Source organism: Arcicella sp. GW458-12-2-14-TSB2, assembly GCF_059423785.1.
Genome location: NZ_JBWKYN010000150.1, coordinates 1 through 14,856, shown reverse-complemented (window position 1 = coordinate 14,856; position 14,856 = coordinate 1). Strand labels below are relative to the sequence as shown.

Annotated in this window: 14 protein-coding genes; 7 read left to right on the top strand and 7 right to left on the bottom strand. The window is 34.9% G+C overall.

The genetic code is table 11. The features are described from left to right. Positions 1–139: 139 nt before the first annotated feature. The 5 genes from glgB to AC07XN_RS18430 all read right to left on the bottom strand — a co-directional run bounded on the left by glgB (position 140) and on the right by AC07XN_RS18430 (position 6,741). Positions 140–2,161, bottom strand: a complete 2,022-nt coding sequence (gene glgB, locus AC07XN_RS18450) for a 1,4-alpha-glucan branching protein GlgB (RefSeq protein ID WP_494744109.1) — start codon at positions 2,159–2,161, stop codon at positions 140–142. A gap of 343 nt (positions 2,162–2,504) precedes the next feature. Next, positions 2,505–3,431 carry an aspartate carbamoyltransferase catalytic subunit gene (locus tag AC07XN_RS18445; RefSeq protein WP_309916328.1) on the bottom strand — a complete coding sequence of 309 codons (927 nt, stop codon included), beginning with the start codon at positions 3,429–3,431 and terminating at the stop codon, positions 2,505–2,507. 1 nt (position 3,432) lies between these two features. After that, positions 3,433–3,969, bottom strand: coding sequence for a bifunctional pyr operon transcriptional regulator/uracil phosphoribosyltransferase PyrR (pyrR, locus tag AC07XN_RS18440; protein ID WP_309916331.1), 537 nt, complete (start codon positions 3,967–3,969; stop codon positions 3,433–3,435). Positions 3,970–4,115: 146 nt separating this feature from the next. Beyond that, positions 4,116–4,556, bottom strand: coding sequence for a DinB family protein (locus AC07XN_RS18435; RefSeq protein WP_494744108.1), 441 nt, complete (start codon positions 4,554–4,556; stop codon positions 4,116–4,118). A gap of 220 nt (positions 4,557–4,776) precedes the next feature. Beyond that, complete coding sequence (locus tag AC07XN_RS18430; protein WP_494744107.1) at positions 4,777–6,741, bottom strand: alpha-1,4-glucan--maltose-1-phosphate maltosyltransferase; 1,965 nt, start codon at positions 6,739–6,741, stop codon at positions 4,777–4,779. Positions 6,742–7,007: 266 nt separating this feature from the next. Between AC07XN_RS18430 and AC07XN_RS18425 the strand changes: the two genes are divergently transcribed. Further along, the gene (locus tag AC07XN_RS18425) at positions 7,008–7,838 is read left to right on the top strand and encodes a septal ring lytic transglycosylase RlpA family protein (RefSeq protein ID WP_494744106.1); all 831 of its coding nucleotides are present in this window, start codon (positions 7,008–7,010) and stop codon (positions 7,836–7,838) included. An 82-nt stretch (positions 7,839–7,920) separates the two neighbouring features. On the opposite strand, the gene AC07XN_RS18420 is transcribed toward AC07XN_RS18425, so the two are convergent. Continuing rightward, on the bottom strand, positions 7,921–9,366 hold the full coding sequence (locus AC07XN_RS18420) for a sodium:solute symporter (protein WP_309916890.1): 1,446 nt from the start codon (positions 9,364–9,366) through the stop codon (positions 7,921–7,923). 87 nt (positions 9,367–9,453) lie between these two features. Between AC07XN_RS18420 and AC07XN_RS18415 the strand changes: the two genes are divergently transcribed. The 6 genes from AC07XN_RS18415 to chrA all read left to right on the top strand — a co-directional run bounded on the left by AC07XN_RS18415 (position 9,454) and on the right by chrA (position 13,967). Beyond that, positions 9,454–9,735 (top strand): ATP-dependent Clp protease adaptor ClpS, encoded by a 282-nt coding sequence (locus tag AC07XN_RS18415; RefSeq protein ID WP_309916344.1) that lies wholly within the window; start codon positions 9,454–9,456, stop codon positions 9,733–9,735. Positions 9,736–9,792: 57 nt separating this feature from the next. Continuing rightward, complete coding sequence (gene recR, locus AC07XN_RS18410) at positions 9,793–10,410, top strand: recombination mediator RecR (protein ID WP_494744105.1); 618 nt, start codon at positions 9,793–9,795, stop codon at positions 10,408–10,410. 38 nt (positions 10,411–10,448) lie between these two features. Then, positions 10,449–10,799 (top strand): hypothetical protein, encoded by a 351-nt coding sequence (locus tag AC07XN_RS18405; RefSeq protein WP_309916350.1) that lies wholly within the window; start codon positions 10,449–10,451, stop codon positions 10,797–10,799. A 58-nt stretch (positions 10,800–10,857) separates the two neighbouring features. Then, on the top strand, positions 10,858–11,607 hold the full coding sequence (locus tag AC07XN_RS18400; protein WP_309916353.1) for a superoxide dismutase: 750 nt from the start codon (positions 10,858–10,860) through the stop codon (positions 11,605–11,607). A 121-nt stretch (positions 11,608–11,728) separates the two neighbouring features. Further along, complete coding sequence (locus AC07XN_RS18395; RefSeq protein ID WP_309916355.1) at positions 11,729–12,706, top strand: isopenicillin N synthase family dioxygenase; 978 nt, start codon at positions 11,729–11,731, stop codon at positions 12,704–12,706. Between the two features lie 94 nt (positions 12,707–12,800). After that, the gene (gene chrA / locus AC07XN_RS18390) at positions 12,801–13,967 is read left to right on the top strand and encodes a chromate efflux transporter (RefSeq protein WP_494744104.1); all 1,167 of its coding nucleotides are present in this window, start codon (positions 12,801–12,803) and stop codon (positions 13,965–13,967) included. Here chrA and AC07XN_RS18385 read toward each other — a convergent pair. Then, entirely contained in the window at positions 13,964–14,821 is an 858-nt protein-coding gene (locus AC07XN_RS18385) for a helix-turn-helix domain-containing protein (protein ID WP_309916361.1), read from the bottom strand. The two genes, chrA and AC07XN_RS18385, sit on opposite strands and share 4 nt — an antisense overlap. Positions 14,822–14,856 lie beyond the last annotated feature (35 nt).

The following is a 14,856-nucleotide window of genomic DNA, read 5'->3' as shown; positions in this document are numbered from 1 at the left end:
ATAATATACAACATGCTTATACCATGTTTGTTTAAAGATTATTTTAAAAAGACCCTTGAATTGGCGGATTCATAGGTCTTTTTTTTTTTGACATTAAATTTAAAAGGGATGACACTTATGAAGTATCATCCCTTTTATTTTATTTAACTTTTAATATACTAGCACCGAGTGGTGGTATGGTAAGGGAAATAGAGTAGGCTTTTCCTTGCCAAGCAATCTCATCGGCCATAATGAGCGATTTGTTTGTTTTACCACTCCCTCCAAAGTCATGTTCGTCGGAATTTAATATTTCGTTCCAAATTCCCATCATAGGTACTCCAATTCTGTAGTTCTCGTGAGGCACTGGTGTCATATTCAGAATAATAATCAGTTGCTCTTTACTAACATTTCCTTTTCTAGCATATATCACGATTGAATTGTTTCTATCAGATGTATCAATCCATTCAAACCCTTCATGTGAAAACTGTTTTTCATATAAAGCAGGTTCTGTTTTATACATGTGGTTTAAGGCTTTCATCAAATTCTGAATGCCTCTATGAGGAGCGTGGTCTAGTAACCACCAATCCAAACTTTTTTCAAAGTTCCATTCAGATGTTTGCCCAAATTCACCCCCCATAAAAACCAGATTCGTGCCTGGGTGAGTGAACATGTATGAAAACAAGAGCCTTAAATTGGCAAACCTTTGCCATTCATCACCAGGCATTTTACCTACCAGCGATTTTTTACCATATACCACTTCATCATGAGATAGTGGTAACATGAAATTCTCTGAAAAAGCATAGTTTGTCGAGAAAGTTAATTGATCTTGGTGATGACGACGATACATTGGATCTTTTTGGAAGTATTTCAAGGTATCGTTCATCCAGCCCATCATCCATTTCTGTCCAAACCCTAAACCACCTGCATAAATAGGTCTTGAAACGCCAGAAAATGAGGTTGATTCTTCTGCAATAATTTGTATATCTGGGAACTGTGCATAAAGCGTCTCATTTAATTCTTTGAACAAAGAAATTGCTTCAAGATTATGATTGCCTCCAAAAATATTTGGTTCCCACTCTCCATGTTTTCTTGAATAATCTAAGTACAACATTGACGCCACAGCATCAACCCTCAATCCATCTGCGTGGTAGCGTTCTAGCCAATAAACTGCATTTGAAATCAAGAAACTGCGAATCTCGTTTCTACCATAATTAAAGATATACGACTTCCAATCGGGATGATACCCTCTGCGCATATCAGGATGTTCGTAAAGATGTGTACCATCATATTCATACAACCCGTGTGCATCGCCAGGGAAATGTGACGGAACCCAGTCAAGTATTACGCCAATATCATTTTTATGACATTCTTCTACCAAGTACATGAAATCTTGAGGTGAGCCAAAACGAGAAGATGGTGCAAAAAAACCAAGTACCTGATATCCCCATGAAGGTTCATAAGGGTGTTCCATGATTGGCATGAATTCAACGTGCGTAAAACCCATTTCTTTCACGTAATTCATCAACTGGTCTGCCAATTCTACAAAACTTAGCTTTTCATTACCATTTTTTCTTCTCCAAGAACCAACATGCACTTCATAAACAGACATGGGCGATGTTAAAGAATTTTTAGTATGACGTTTGGCCATCCAATCAGAATCCGTCCATTCATACCAATTATCCCAAACTATCGAGGCTGTGCGAGGGGGTATTTCAAATTGTTGCGCATAAGGATCCATCTTTTCGATAAGACGGTTATCTTGCGTTTGAATACAAAACTTGTAGGTTTCCCCCTTGCCGATATAAGGAATAAAACCTTCCCAAATTCCAGAAGCATCCCATCGTACAAAAAGATGGTGACTACCTTTGTCCCAGTAGTTAAAATTTCCAATGACTGATACCGATTTAGCAGAGGGTGCCCAAACAGAAAAGTAAACCCCTTGTACCCCTTGATATTCAGTAATGTGTGAGCCGAATTTTTCAAATAAACGATAATGCTTGCCAGCTTTGAAAAGATGAATGTCGAAATCAGAGAAACGGCTGAATACTTCTACATTTTTAAGTACTACCGGAGTAGAAACAGGAGTTTGATTTTCCTCTATAACTTCTACAACAGCTTTTTTAGTTACTTTTTTCTTAGTTGTTTCGGTTGATTGAGTAGTTGTTTTTGACGTTTTTGCCATCTTTAATTATGGTTAATGGAGTTTTGCGAAGCTAATAAATGTCATTTGGTAAATATAAAATTTCTTTTTAAATAGATTTTGTTAATATGATATAATTTATCCCATGACTAGTGAAATGTAAAATACTATTAAAAAAAATAGGATAAATTTGTTTTTACTTATTTGTTTATTTGTTCGTGGAATAATCTATTTTTTTATCAAATATACAATATTTTAACCTCTTTCTGGTGAGAAAAGATAATTTTATCAAAAATAGAAACAAGTAAAGTTTGTCAATAAATAAGAAGATAGGGAAGGCTACTCATAACATTATTGATAATAATGTTATGAGTAAAAGAAGGTATTAGTTTTGGCCTGCTAATAGATAAAGTACGGCCATTCTAACGGCAACGCCGTTTTCGACTTGGTCTAGAATAATTGAATGATGAGAATCAGCAGCATCTGATGTTAGCTCTACGCCACGATTGATTGGGCCAGGATGCATCACTACGATTTCTTTATTCAATTCATCTAACATTTTTTTATTGATACCAAAGTATAAAGAGTATTCCCTCAGTGTAGGAAAATACTTGATTTGTTGTCTTTCTAACTGGATTCTCAAGACATTGGCTACATCGCACCAAGCCAGCGTTTCTTTTACATTATGTGAAACCTTTACACCTAATTCGTTTACATAACGAGGAATTAAGGTTGAAGGCCCACAAAGGGTTACTTCAGCACCTTGTTTACGAAGGGCAAAAATATTAGAGAGCGCTACTCTTGAATGCAGAATATCTCCAATAATCGCTATTTTCTTTCCTACCAAATCACCACCTAATTTTTCACGCATTGAAAAAGAATCAAGTAATGCTTGTGTTGGGTGTTCATGCGTACCGTCACCAGCATTGACAATATTGGCAGCAATGTGTTTTGAAAGGAAATGAGGGGCTCCGGGGCTAGCATGACGCATCACAATCATATCCACTTTCATTGCCAAAATATTGTTGACAGTATCAAGAAGCGTTTCTCCTTTTTTTACTGAACTTCCAGAAGCTGAGAAATTGATTGTATCTGCGGATAAACGTTTTTCTGCCAATTCAAAGGAAAGCCTTGTTCGGGTAGAATTTTCAAAAAAAACGTTAGCAATTGTTACATCACGGAGGGAGGGTACTTTTTTGATGGGGCGATTAATTACTTCTTTGAACTCTTTGGCAGTTGCCATAATGAGTTCTATGTCGTCGGGTGTTAAATCCTTAATCCCCAAAAGATGTCGAGTACTTAGTTTTTGCATACTATTTTGTAATTAACCAAATGTTATCGGCTTCGTGCCCTTGTTCTTTCCATTCTACCAATACCTTTTCTGTGGCAAGAGTATTTACTTTTTTACCAACATAATCAGGATTTATTGGTAAATCACGGTTATAAATTCTATCAATCAAGACGCATAATTCCACTTTTTGGGGGCGTCCAAAAGCTGTCATTGCATCCAAGGCTGCTCTTACCATTCTTCCAGTTGCTAATACATCATCAATGAGTATAACATTCTGATTTTCAATAATAAAAGGAATTTTGGTGGCGTTGGCTTTTACTAATTCACGACGACGATAATCATCACGATAAAAAGTAGCATCCAGATACCCTATTGGGATTTTAACACCTGTAATTGATTCTAATTCTTGATGAATTCGCTTGGCAAAAAAAATACCCCTTGGTTGTAAACCTATAATCACAGAATTTGAAAAATTCTGGTGATTCTCTATCAATTCTTGACAGAGACGGCTAATAGTAATGCCTAGTAGAGGACTGGATAGGATAAGTTTGTGTTGCATTGAGTTTTTGAGATTACTTAACCTCGATGAAAAGTAATCATGGCACAAAGATAAGTATGCTTTATGAATAGCTGAAGGATGAGAGCAGAATTTTTTATGCTGTTTACCTTTTTAATTGCTATTTGCTTGAATGTGAGCTTGAAGTACTAAGATAAAAACCTTCTATGGTAATTAATTTGTCCTAGATGATAAGTAAGATGCCCGTGTAAATGAACTAGAAAGTACTGGGTAGTCATTTCATATCCTAAAACATTTTCAGGATAAATGGCTGTTAATTGTGGAGATGATAATTTTGAAAGAGTACCAGTTACAATATCAAAAGTTTCATTAATGGCTACCAATATCTCTGGACGAGCAACATTTTTAGCAGAAAATTCAGCTTCACGATTCCTAACATAGTCTATATTGCCCAAATTTTTGCCAATATAAGTTTTTAGATTCCCGATTAAATGTAAAGCCAAGTTTCCTCCGGCATTATTGATTCCATCAACTTTTTCCCACAAGAGGCTTTCGTTTGGATATTGCTCTATTTCTCTGTAAAGTACTTTCAAATCTCTTTGAAATAATTTTAATAAGTCTTCTGTCATGGATGTGTAATTTAATAGTCCTTTTCTTAACTTAATTAAGAAAAGGACTACTGTTTGTTAATGAATCGGATTAAACTTTCGGTTTCTGAGGTGAAAGTATTGTATTTTAGAATTGATTTTTTCGAAATTTGGGAAGCATAGCATCGCTACGTTGAGTAAATTTTGGAACAAGCTATTCTAAAAGACTTAGTTTAACCTAAAAGGGAAAGTTTAAACAGCTTCAATAATAAATATCTTCAATTCTAAACAAATGCATTGGCATAACATGTGGGTCTAAATCAATATAATTGTATTCTCCACGCCAAACATACTTAGCACCAGTGATTAAATCATGGACGATATATTCCTGATCGGGATATTTTTGAATCAAATTCAAGGGAATTCTAACAGTTCCACCTTGCCGATTGTGGCCATCTAGGTTTACAATACATAAAATTCTGTTGCCGTTTGAATGTGTTTTCAAATATGCCAATATTTGGTCATTTTGAATGTCACAGAAGGTAATATTATTGGTTCTTTGTAAGGCAGAATTCTCAATTCGAGCATGATTAGTTTGTCGAATAATATATGTGAGCTTATTCTCCATTTCCCAATTCCAATGCTTTATTTCGTATTTTTCAGAATTCTTATATTCTTCTTTATTAGGATTTGCCTCGCTAATCATATACTCAAATACAGGACCGAAAATACCATAATTTGAAGAAAGCGTAGCCGCCATGAAATAACGAATAATAAACAATGGCTCAAGACCCGTTTGTAAAGCCCAAGGAAGAATATCATGCGTATTTGTCCAGAAGTTAGGACGCATATATTGTTTTTGCTCCGTCTGGGTCAATTCGTTCATATAACCAATTAATTCAGCTTTTGAATTTCGCCATGTATAATAAGTATAAGATTGCGTATAGCCTAACTTCGCCAGTTCAGCCATCACCTTTGGTTTAGTAAACGCTTCTGCCAAGAAAATCATATCTGGATGTACCGCTTGTACCTCGGCGATTACCCATTCCCAAAAGGCAAAAGGCTTGGTATGCGGGTTGTCGATACGAAGAATCCTTACACCCCAATCTGCCCAAGTCATGATGATTGATTTCAATTCTTCCCAAAGCTCTTTCCAGTTTTCGGTTTCAAAATTAATTGGATAAATATCTTGGTATTTCTTAGGAGGGTTTTCTGCATATTGGATGGTGCCATCAGGACGGATTTTAAACCATTCAGGGTGCTCTTTAGCCCAAGGGTGGTCGGGTGAACATTGAATAGCTAAATCCATCGCTAATTCAATACCCATTTCTTTACAAGCACCAATTAAATGTTTAAGGTCATCTAGTGTTCCTAACTCAGGAAGAATAGCAGTATGTCCACCTAACTCAGACCCAATTCCATAAGGAACCCCTGGTTCACCTTCTTGACAAGTTGTACTGTTGTTTTTCCCTTTTCTGAATTGTTTCCCGATAGGGTGAATAGGGGGAATGTATAAAACATCAAAACCCAAAGATTTTAAACGAGGAAGTACGTTCTCTTCAACATCTTTAAACGTTCCATGCTGTCCTTTTTTGACAGATGCAGACCTTGGGAACATTGAATACCATGCAGAAAATGCCGCTTTTTCTCTATCTACCCAAACTTTCAGGTGTCTATGAATAGTAGCGTGTTGTCTGTCTGGATATTGTTCTATCCATTCGTGCAATTTATGGTTGTATATAAACGCAATGGCTTCGTTATAGGTATTTGAATCTTTAAAAAGATTTGCGAGAGCCTTTAGTTCAGCTTTATCTTCTTTTGACGCAATCTTCATCATCTTTTCAATGATATTTGCCCCAACTAATAATTCTATATTTACATGCTGGCCATCCTTGATTTTCATATCTATTTCATGGTGCCATGTGGCCGCATTGTCTACCCAAGCTTGAATAGTATACGTATAAAAACCGTTTTTAGAAACTTGAAAAGAAGCTTCGTAGTGGTCATTGTTAACAAAATTCATTGTTGTTTCTATCCAATCCTCATCAGTCGAAAATTTATAAAGGAGTTTTGCCGCCAGTTGATCATGTCCATCCAAGAAAATATCAGCCTCTACCTTGATTGTATCACCCTCAAATGCTTTGATAGCGTAGCGTCCTGCATCAAGTTGAGGACTAATATTTTCAATAATTACTCTTTGTTGTCCTTGAATTGTTTTGGAAATCATATTTGTATATCAAAATGGTTAAAAAGTTAACTACTAAGCACTTAAAAATAAGTAGTAGTACAATATTCTAAAAATAGACTAAAAAATAACAGGTTAATTGATTAAATTTATGTAATTATAGTAAAAAGTAATTAATTTCACATGATTGCCAGTTTGTAATAAATGCCGATACAATATTTTTATTATACAGTGAAAATATTGTATTTATTTGTGACATTGTAAAAAGTAGTAAATTATAAGCCTTAAATTTATAAATTATAAACGCTGTGAAAAAGATCATCGCTTACTCAACCCTATTTTTGTTGGTAGGAACATCCTCTTTCGCCTACCGAATCGAACAAATTCCAACTAAAGGCTTTGCCGAAGAAGGTATCGCTCGCTACTATGCTGCCCATTTACATGGTAAATATACTTCTTTTGGCGAAAAATATGACGACACCCAGCTGACTGCATCACACTCGAGGTATCCCTTGAATACAATTGTTAAAGTAATTAATCTAGAAAACAATCTTACTGTTGAAGTTAGAATTAATGATTATTGTAAATGTGAGGAGGAGGGAAGAATCATTAATCTTTCTAGAGAGGCAGCATCTAGGCTAGGCATGATGGCTAGTGGAAAAGCTAGAGTAAGGATAGAAGTTATTTCTCCTAATATTTCATCATCGTTAAATTCACATAAGAGGGTTTCTGAAAAAATAGCAGATAGTATCGTGCCAGATAGAAGAGAGGTTTTCTCTAAAGATAGTGGTAAGAGTTATGATAATAACATCTATGTTAGTTCAGTAACTACTACTACTGAGGCTTTTTCACCTGAAAGAACATATGATATAAATGGTATAGAAAAATTTCCTAAAGGTTTTGCTGTACAGGTTACAGCTGTAGTCAATGTAGGGTCTCTTCACGATTTGTATGATGAGTTGTTAAAAATGGGTATTCATAAAGATGAAATTTTTATTCAAGTAACTCAAAAAGAAACAGGTAAACTCTATCGTTTATTATTTGGTGAATATGCTTCTAAGGAATCGGCCAATGATAAAACCATCTGGCTTTCTCAACATGGTTATACGGGAGTTGTGCGTTCGCATTTTAATTTGTAATTGCATTAGCAGATAATATCATTAAAAAGGGGATGACAAATGCTAAATTGTCATCCCCTTTTCTGTATAATCATCAGCATCATTATGCTTTATTTTTAATAAGCAACAACCCAATAAAAGTAATCGCTCCATTGACTAATAGCTTCTCAAACCCAAATTGATAGCCATTCAACCATTCCTTAGAATTAGCATCGATAACATACGTTAGGATAGGTGCTATTATACATACGAAAGGAACAAGTTTATCTTTAACAGGGATTTTAGTAAAAAGTCCGAAAGAAAAGAGACCTAACAATGGGCCGTAGGTATAACTAGCAATATTGAATACTGTAGAGATGATAGACTGGCTACTGACAGCATTAAAAATTAGAATAATAACAAAGAAAAGAGCAGAAAACCCAAGGTGAGTATAATGCTTGATATTGTTTCGCTGTTTTTCTTCATATTTTTCAATGTGCATGAAATCGATACAGAAAGCCGTAGTAAGGGCTGTAAGGGCAGAATCTGAGCTAGCATAAGTGGCAGCAGTAATTCCTAACAAAAACGTAATGGCAGCTAAAATGCCAAATTCTCCACCTAATGCTAATTTTGGATATAGTAAGTCAGTACGTTCTGGAATCTGAAAACCAATTTTATCGGCGTAGATATAAAGCAAAGCACCTAAACAAACAAACATTAAGGTAGTAATGGCGAAGGTACAGCAAAACCAAAACATATTTTTTTGTGCTTCCCCTATGTTTTTACAGGTAAGGTTCTTCTGCATCAAGTCTTGGTCAAGACCAGTCATTACAATAGCAATGAATATTCCTGCGATAAAATCTTTACTAAAATGATGTTTATAGGCAAAATCATCAAAAAAGAACATTTTAGAATATTTACTTTGCTGAATAGTTGAGACTAAATCACCAAAGCCTAAGTCTAATTTATTTGCGATTAAAAATATTGTCAAGACAAGTGCCGTAAGAAGAAAGAAAGTTTGAAGAGTATCTGTTACAATAATAGTCTTTACACCCCCACGGTAAGTATAAACCCAAATAAGGGCGATAGTCACCAAAGCTGAAATCCAGAAGGGAATATTCCAAGCATCAAAGATAGCTAGCTGCAACACCTGTACTGCTAAAAACAAACGAGCGGCTGAACCCAAAGTACGGGCTAGTAAAAAGAAAGAAGAGCCTGTTTTATAAGAGACCTTCCCTAGTCGTTTATCCAAATACGTATAAATAGAAATTAAATTTAAGCGATAATATAAAGGGAGTAAAACCGTTGCTATTACAAAATAACCCACTAAATTGCCTAATATAATCTGATAATAAGAAAGAGATACTTTTCCTACATCACCGGGAACAGAAATGAACGTTACACCTGATATTGATGTTCCAATCATACCAAAAGCTACTAACCACCATGGAGATTGTTTATTTGCAGTAAAGAAAGTATTAGTATCAGCACCCTTGGAAGTGTAATGTGCTACTACAATAAGCATTAGAAAGTAAACGGCTAAAATTCCGAAAGCAATTCCTGTAGTCATAAATTTTGGGTATTCAGTATTGTGAACACCAAATTTGATATTTTTTGTTAAATTTGCTATCATTTTAAAAGATAAATATTTTTACAAATGCGACCATTTGAACAATTCGAAGAAGAAGTTGATGTATTAGAAGAAGTTATTGGAGTAGATCAATACGATCTTATCGTGTTTAATGATGAAGTAAATACATTCGATTTTGTTATTGAAACGCTAATTGATGTATGTGGACATTCGGCGGAACAAGCTGAACAATGTACATTGTTGATTCACTTCAAAGGAAAATGTGCTGTAAAGAAAGGTACTTTTGAAGAACTAGCTCCGATGAGAAATGATATTTGTCGAAGAGGAATCGCAGCGGAGGTTCAATAACCTTTTAATATTTTACAATAATTATTAATTACTCCAAAATCAACATTTCTAATACTCTTGAATTATCCATCTAAGCTCATAGAAAATGCTGTTGAAGAAATCTCAAAATTACCTGGCATAGGAAAAAAGACAGCTTTGAGAATGGCTTTACATCTATTAAAACGAGATGAGAAGCAAACACTTAGTTTGTCGGAAGCCCTAACAGCTATGAGAACTAAGACACAGTACTGTAGACAATGTCATAATATTTCTGATGACATTCTTTGTGGAATTTGTACAAATCCTAAAAGAGATGAGGCTGTAGTGTGTGTAGTGGAGGATACCCGAGATGTATTGGCGATTGAAAACACTTCACAATTTCGTGGGCTTTATCATGTACTTGGAGGTATTATTTCACCACTTGAAGGAGTAGGCCCAGCAGATTTGAATATTGAATCTTTATTAAGCCGTATTACGGAGAAACAATCAGGAGATTCGGCTATAAAAGAAATTATTTTAGGCTTGAGTCCCACAATGGAAGGGGATACAACAGCGTTTTATCTTACAAAGAGGTTAAAACCTTTGAATGTTAAAATTACAACCATTGCTAGAGGCATACCTATTGGTGGAGATTTGGAATATGCTGATGAGATAACATTAGGAAGAAGTATAGTAAGCAGAATTGTATATGAGTAGATAACTTAATAATAATACTTTTTTAAAACCTGTTACTTATGAAAAAGCTTGCATTTATTATTCTTTTAATTTCCCTTCCATTGGTTGGAAAAAGCCAACGCCTGAGCATTTTAGGTATCGGAAAAGACTCATCAGCGTTATCACCAATGATGAAAGAATATTTAGGGAACTACCAGAAAAAGAATAGCCTTTCAAAACCCCTTCCCAAGCATATAGTAGGAATACCTGACATGAAAAAAGCAGCTGAAAATATTGATAACTTGATCATTGTAAAGCCTGATTTAGCTCAAATGGCAAATATGACGGTAATACAACCATCAAATAACGAACATCAGCATTTAATCATTATTAGTGATAAACAATCGAAGCAAGTAGCTCCTCATCAATAATATTAAAATTATTAATAAGGAAAAGTAAATTTCATTTTTATTCCAAACAAAATCTCCTATGAACCGTAAAAGTTTTTTAAAGACAACATTAGCATCGGCTTTTGCATTGTCTAGCTTAAATTCATTCAGTTTTTCATTAAGAAGAAGCTATAATGACAAATTACCTAAATTGACATTAGAAGAAGTAATGCTTGAATCAGCGCCTTTCTCTTTAGCAGCGTTGCCTTATGCACCTGATAGTTTAGAGCCGAGCATTGATAAGTTGACGATGGAGATTCACCATGATCGCCATCACAAAGCATATGTTGATAATTTGAATAAAGCTGTGGCTGGTACTCCTTACGAAAAATTATCTTTGTGGGATTTATTGAAAGAAGCAGGAAAAGCACCAGCTGCTATTAGAAATAATGCAGGTGGACATTGGAATCATACTTTTTTCTGGAATGTAATGTCGCCTAAAGCTGGAGGTTCTCCCAAAGGTGAATTATTGGATGAAATCACTAAAACATTTGGTTCGTTTGATAAATTCAAAGAAGAGTTTGCTAAAGCTGGAACTACTCGCTTTGGTTCAGGTTGGGCTTGGTTAATTGTTCAAGATAAGAAATTAGTGATTACTTCAACGCCAAATCAAGATAACCCTTTGATGGATGTGGCTGAAAAGAAAGGTTCGCCAATTTTAGCCTTAGATGTTTGGGAACACGCTTATTACCTTAAATACCAAAACAAACGTGCGGATTATATCACTGCGTTCTGGAATGTAGTAAATTGGGATGCTGTTTCAAAGAATTTTGAAAACTTGAAGAAATAATATTTATGGTTCTGCATATTAGGATTGATTAATTATGCAGAACCATTATCCATAAAGCTTGAATATATAGGTTTATCAATTTAACAAATAGGATAGAATTTGATAAATAACATTTACTAACATGACTTCTGAAACACTTCTAGATACAATCCCATCTCTTGATTTAGCGGACTTTCTTTCTGGCGATACTGCTCGTAAAGAAAAATTTGTACAAGATTTAGGTGCTGCTTTTAATAATATAGGTTTTGTAGCCATTAAAAATCATGGTTTAACAAAAGATGATACTGAAAAACTTTATGATAGTGTTCAAAAGTTTTTTTTCTCGCCAGATGAACTAAAAATGCAATATGCCATTGAGGGTATTGCGGGTCAGAGAGGTTATATTAGTAAAGGAAAAGAAACGGCAAAGGGTTTTAAAGTGCCGGATTTGAAAGAATTTTATCACGTAGGTCAGCCCAAAGTTGATGATGGAGACCCTATTTGGGAGGAATATCCTGATAATGTTTTTCCTACAGAGCAACCAGATTTCGAACAATACACACTTCATACATATAAAACTTTAGAAAATGCAGGCAAAACGTTGTTAAAAGCCATTGCATTGTATTTAGAATTGCCCGAGGATTATTTTGAAAGCAAAGTAAAACATGGAAATTCTATTTTAAGAGCTATCCATTATTTCCCTATCTTAAATCCAGAAGAACTGCCAGAAGGAGCTGTTAGAGCTGCTGCCCACGGAGATATTAATTTAATTACTTTATTGATGGGTGCCTCAGCGGAGGGGCTTGAGGTACTAAGGGCTGATGGTGTTTGGATTCCTATTACGTCATTACCAGATTACGTCGTAGTAAACGTCGGAGATATGCTAGATAGATTAACAAACCATAAATTAAAATCTACGATTCACCGTGTGGTAAATCCTCCGAAAGAAAAACTAGGTACTTCTCGTTTCTCAATTCCTTTTTTTATGCACCCACGTTCTGAAATGGATTTAACCTGCTTGGAATCTTGTGTGGATACCGCTCATCCAAAAATGTATGTTAATATGACGGCAGGAGAGTTTTTGAATGAGAGACTTATTGAGTTAGGTTTAAAGAAGTAAATATTATACTTATTTTTGTGTCCATGAGATTTTTGTATCTCATGGATTATTTTTTTATTATTCAATTCCACATTTAGCTTTATAATTTATCCAAATGAAAAAAATCAGAAGACTCCTCTTTCTACAAGATGTTCTGATTCTTGCATGTACTTCATTTGGAGGTCCCCAAGTACATTTGGCGATGTTTATTGATCGCTTTGTGAAGAAAAGAAATTATCTTACCGAAGCCGAACTCTTAGAACTCCAAGCGTTATGCGGTTTCCTACCCGGACCCACTTCAACGCAAACGATTACAGCCTTAGGTTATAAAATTGGCGGACCCAATTTAGCTTATCTTACCTTACTAGTTTGGATTACCCCAGCCGTAACCATCATGACGGCCGCAGCTTTCGGAATGACTTATCTAAGGAATAGGGAAATAATCAGATTCATTCAGCCGATAGGGGTAGCTTTTATTATTCATGCAGGCTTTGTATTGGGGAATAAAGTCATTAAAAATGCCTCTGGCGTAATTTTAATGGTGTTGGCTTCAGGTTTTGCATTTTATTTCCAATCTCCGTGGGTTTGTCCAATTTCTTTAATTATCGGAGGGACATTTACCGCTTTTAATTATAAAGATTATCCCCATCAAACAAAACATAAAATGGTTATTCCTTGGGCTAACTTTAATTTGTTTTGGCTTTTTCTGTTGTTCTTAGCTGGTCTTGGTCATTTTACCGACTATGAGCCTATTCGTTTATTTGAAAATTTTTATCGTAACGGAAGTCTGGTATTTGGCGGAGGTCAAGTGCTTGCGCCAATCCTCTATACAGAATTTGTTGAATTTAAAGAATTGGTTAGGGCAGATGATTTTTTAACAGGTATGGCACTTTCGCAAGCGTTGCCTGGCCCTGTATTTGCGTTGACATCTTATTTAGGAACATTAGTAATGAAAGATGGAACATGGTGGGAACAACTATTGGGCAGTGCCGTTGGGGCAGCAGGTATTTTTTTGCCGGGTACGTTCTTAATATTTTTTGTGTATCGAATTTGGGGACAACTAAAGCAATATCGTGGAATTAGGGCCTCATTAGATGGTATAAATGCCGCATCAATCGGATTGACATTGGCAGCAGCCGTCACCTTTATTGTACCTATGGTGAAGCAAGTAGATGTGGTAGGTCTTGTTACAGTCATCGGTACCTTACTGATTCTTCAATTTACGAAAGTACCAAGTTTCCTTATTTTTTTAGGAGGATTAATACTAGGTTTCATTTTTTAATTAGAAAGATGCCTCTTCTTGAAGGATAATGGATTCTCACCAGTTATTTTTTTGAATATCCTATTAAAGTACGAAAGGCTTTCAAAGCCACATTCAAAGCAGGTCTCTGTAACGTTTTTATCAATTAATAATAAATGTTTGGCTTGATTAACCCTGTAATGATTCAAGAACTCAGTAAAAGTAAGTTTTGTCATTTTTTTGAAATACCTACAAAAAGGAGCTTTGCTTAAATTAGTCAAACTTGCTACTTCATCAATTTCAATTTTGTGATGATAGTGTTCGTCAATAAAACTATAAATCTTTTTTAGCCTTTCTTGTTCCCTTTTATTATGTTGATTATCATACGGCTTTTCATGTAACAACGTATAATCATTACTATCTGCTAACATTTTAAATAATGTCAACACTTCTACAAATTGTTCAAAAGAAGATAGTTCGTGTAAATGCTTAAGTCTTTTCCCTACGACGTCCTTAATATTTTTTCCAAACGTTATGCCATGTTTTGAAAGCTCAAAAAGTTCATATACGCCCTTTAACTCGGGTGTATCTTGAAGCGTATCTTTCAGAAAACCTTCTTTTACGTATAATACTACTTTCTCATATTCAGTTTGCAAGCCATAGTCGAAATTGAGATGAGGGATATTAGACCCAATAAACGTCAAATCACTTTCTTCATATCTGGCTATATGTTCGCCTACATGGCGTGTACCTTCTTGTTCATGAATTTCAATAAAAACCAATTCATATTCTGGGTGAAAATGCCAATAGAAAAAATTATTCAATTTTGGATTAATATTCCACTGAAAAGAACTGTTTTCATGCGATGGAATAATTTTTTCAAATTCTATTTTCATTATTTTGATAATTAGTATCTGTAAGTATATTATAT

What these genes read in the sequence shown, in the direction of transcription:
- glgB (WP_494744109.1), bottom strand. Translation starts at nt 2,161, where the DNA reads ATGGCAAAAACGTCAAAAACAACTACTCAATCAACCGAAACAACTAAG.
- AC07XN_RS18445 (WP_309916328.1), bottom strand. Translation starts at nt 3,431, where the DNA reads ATGCAAAAACTAAGTACTCGACATCTTTTGGGGATTAAGGATTTAACA.
- pyrR (WP_309916331.1), bottom strand. Translation starts at nt 3,969, where the DNA reads ATGCAACACAAACTTATCCTATCCAGTCCTCTACTAGGCATTACTATT.
- AC07XN_RS18435 (WP_494744108.1), bottom strand. Translation starts at nt 4,556, where the DNA reads ATGACAGAAGACTTATTAAAATTATTTCAAAGAGATTTGAAAGTACTT.
- AC07XN_RS18430 (WP_494744107.1), bottom strand. Translation starts at nt 6,741, where the DNA reads ATGATTTCCAAAACAATTCAAGGACAACAAAGAGTAATTATTGAAAAT.
- AC07XN_RS18420 (WP_309916890.1), bottom strand. Translation starts at nt 9,366, where the DNA reads ATGACTACAGGAATTGCTTTCGGAATTTTAGCCGTTTACTTTCTAATG.
- AC07XN_RS18415 (WP_309916344.1), top strand. Translation starts at nt 9,454, where the DNA reads ATGCGACCATTTGAACAATTCGAAGAAGAAGTTGATGTATTAGAAGAA.
- AC07XN_RS18405 (WP_309916350.1), top strand. Translation starts at nt 10,449, where the DNA reads ATGAAAAAGCTTGCATTTATTATTCTTTTAATTTCCCTTCCATTGGTT.
- AC07XN_RS18400 (WP_309916353.1), top strand. Translation starts at nt 10,858, where the DNA reads ATGAACCGTAAAAGTTTTTTAAAGACAACATTAGCATCGGCTTTTGCA.
- AC07XN_RS18395 (WP_309916355.1), top strand. Translation starts at nt 11,729, where the DNA reads ATGACTTCTGAAACACTTCTAGATACAATCCCATCTCTTGATTTAGCG.
- chrA (WP_494744104.1), top strand. Translation starts at nt 12,801, where the DNA reads ATGAAAAAAATCAGAAGACTCCTCTTTCTACAAGATGTTCTGATTCTT.
- AC07XN_RS18385 (WP_309916361.1), bottom strand. Translation starts at nt 14,821, where the DNA reads ATGAAAATAGAATTTGAAAAAATTATTCCATCGCATGAAAACAGTTCT.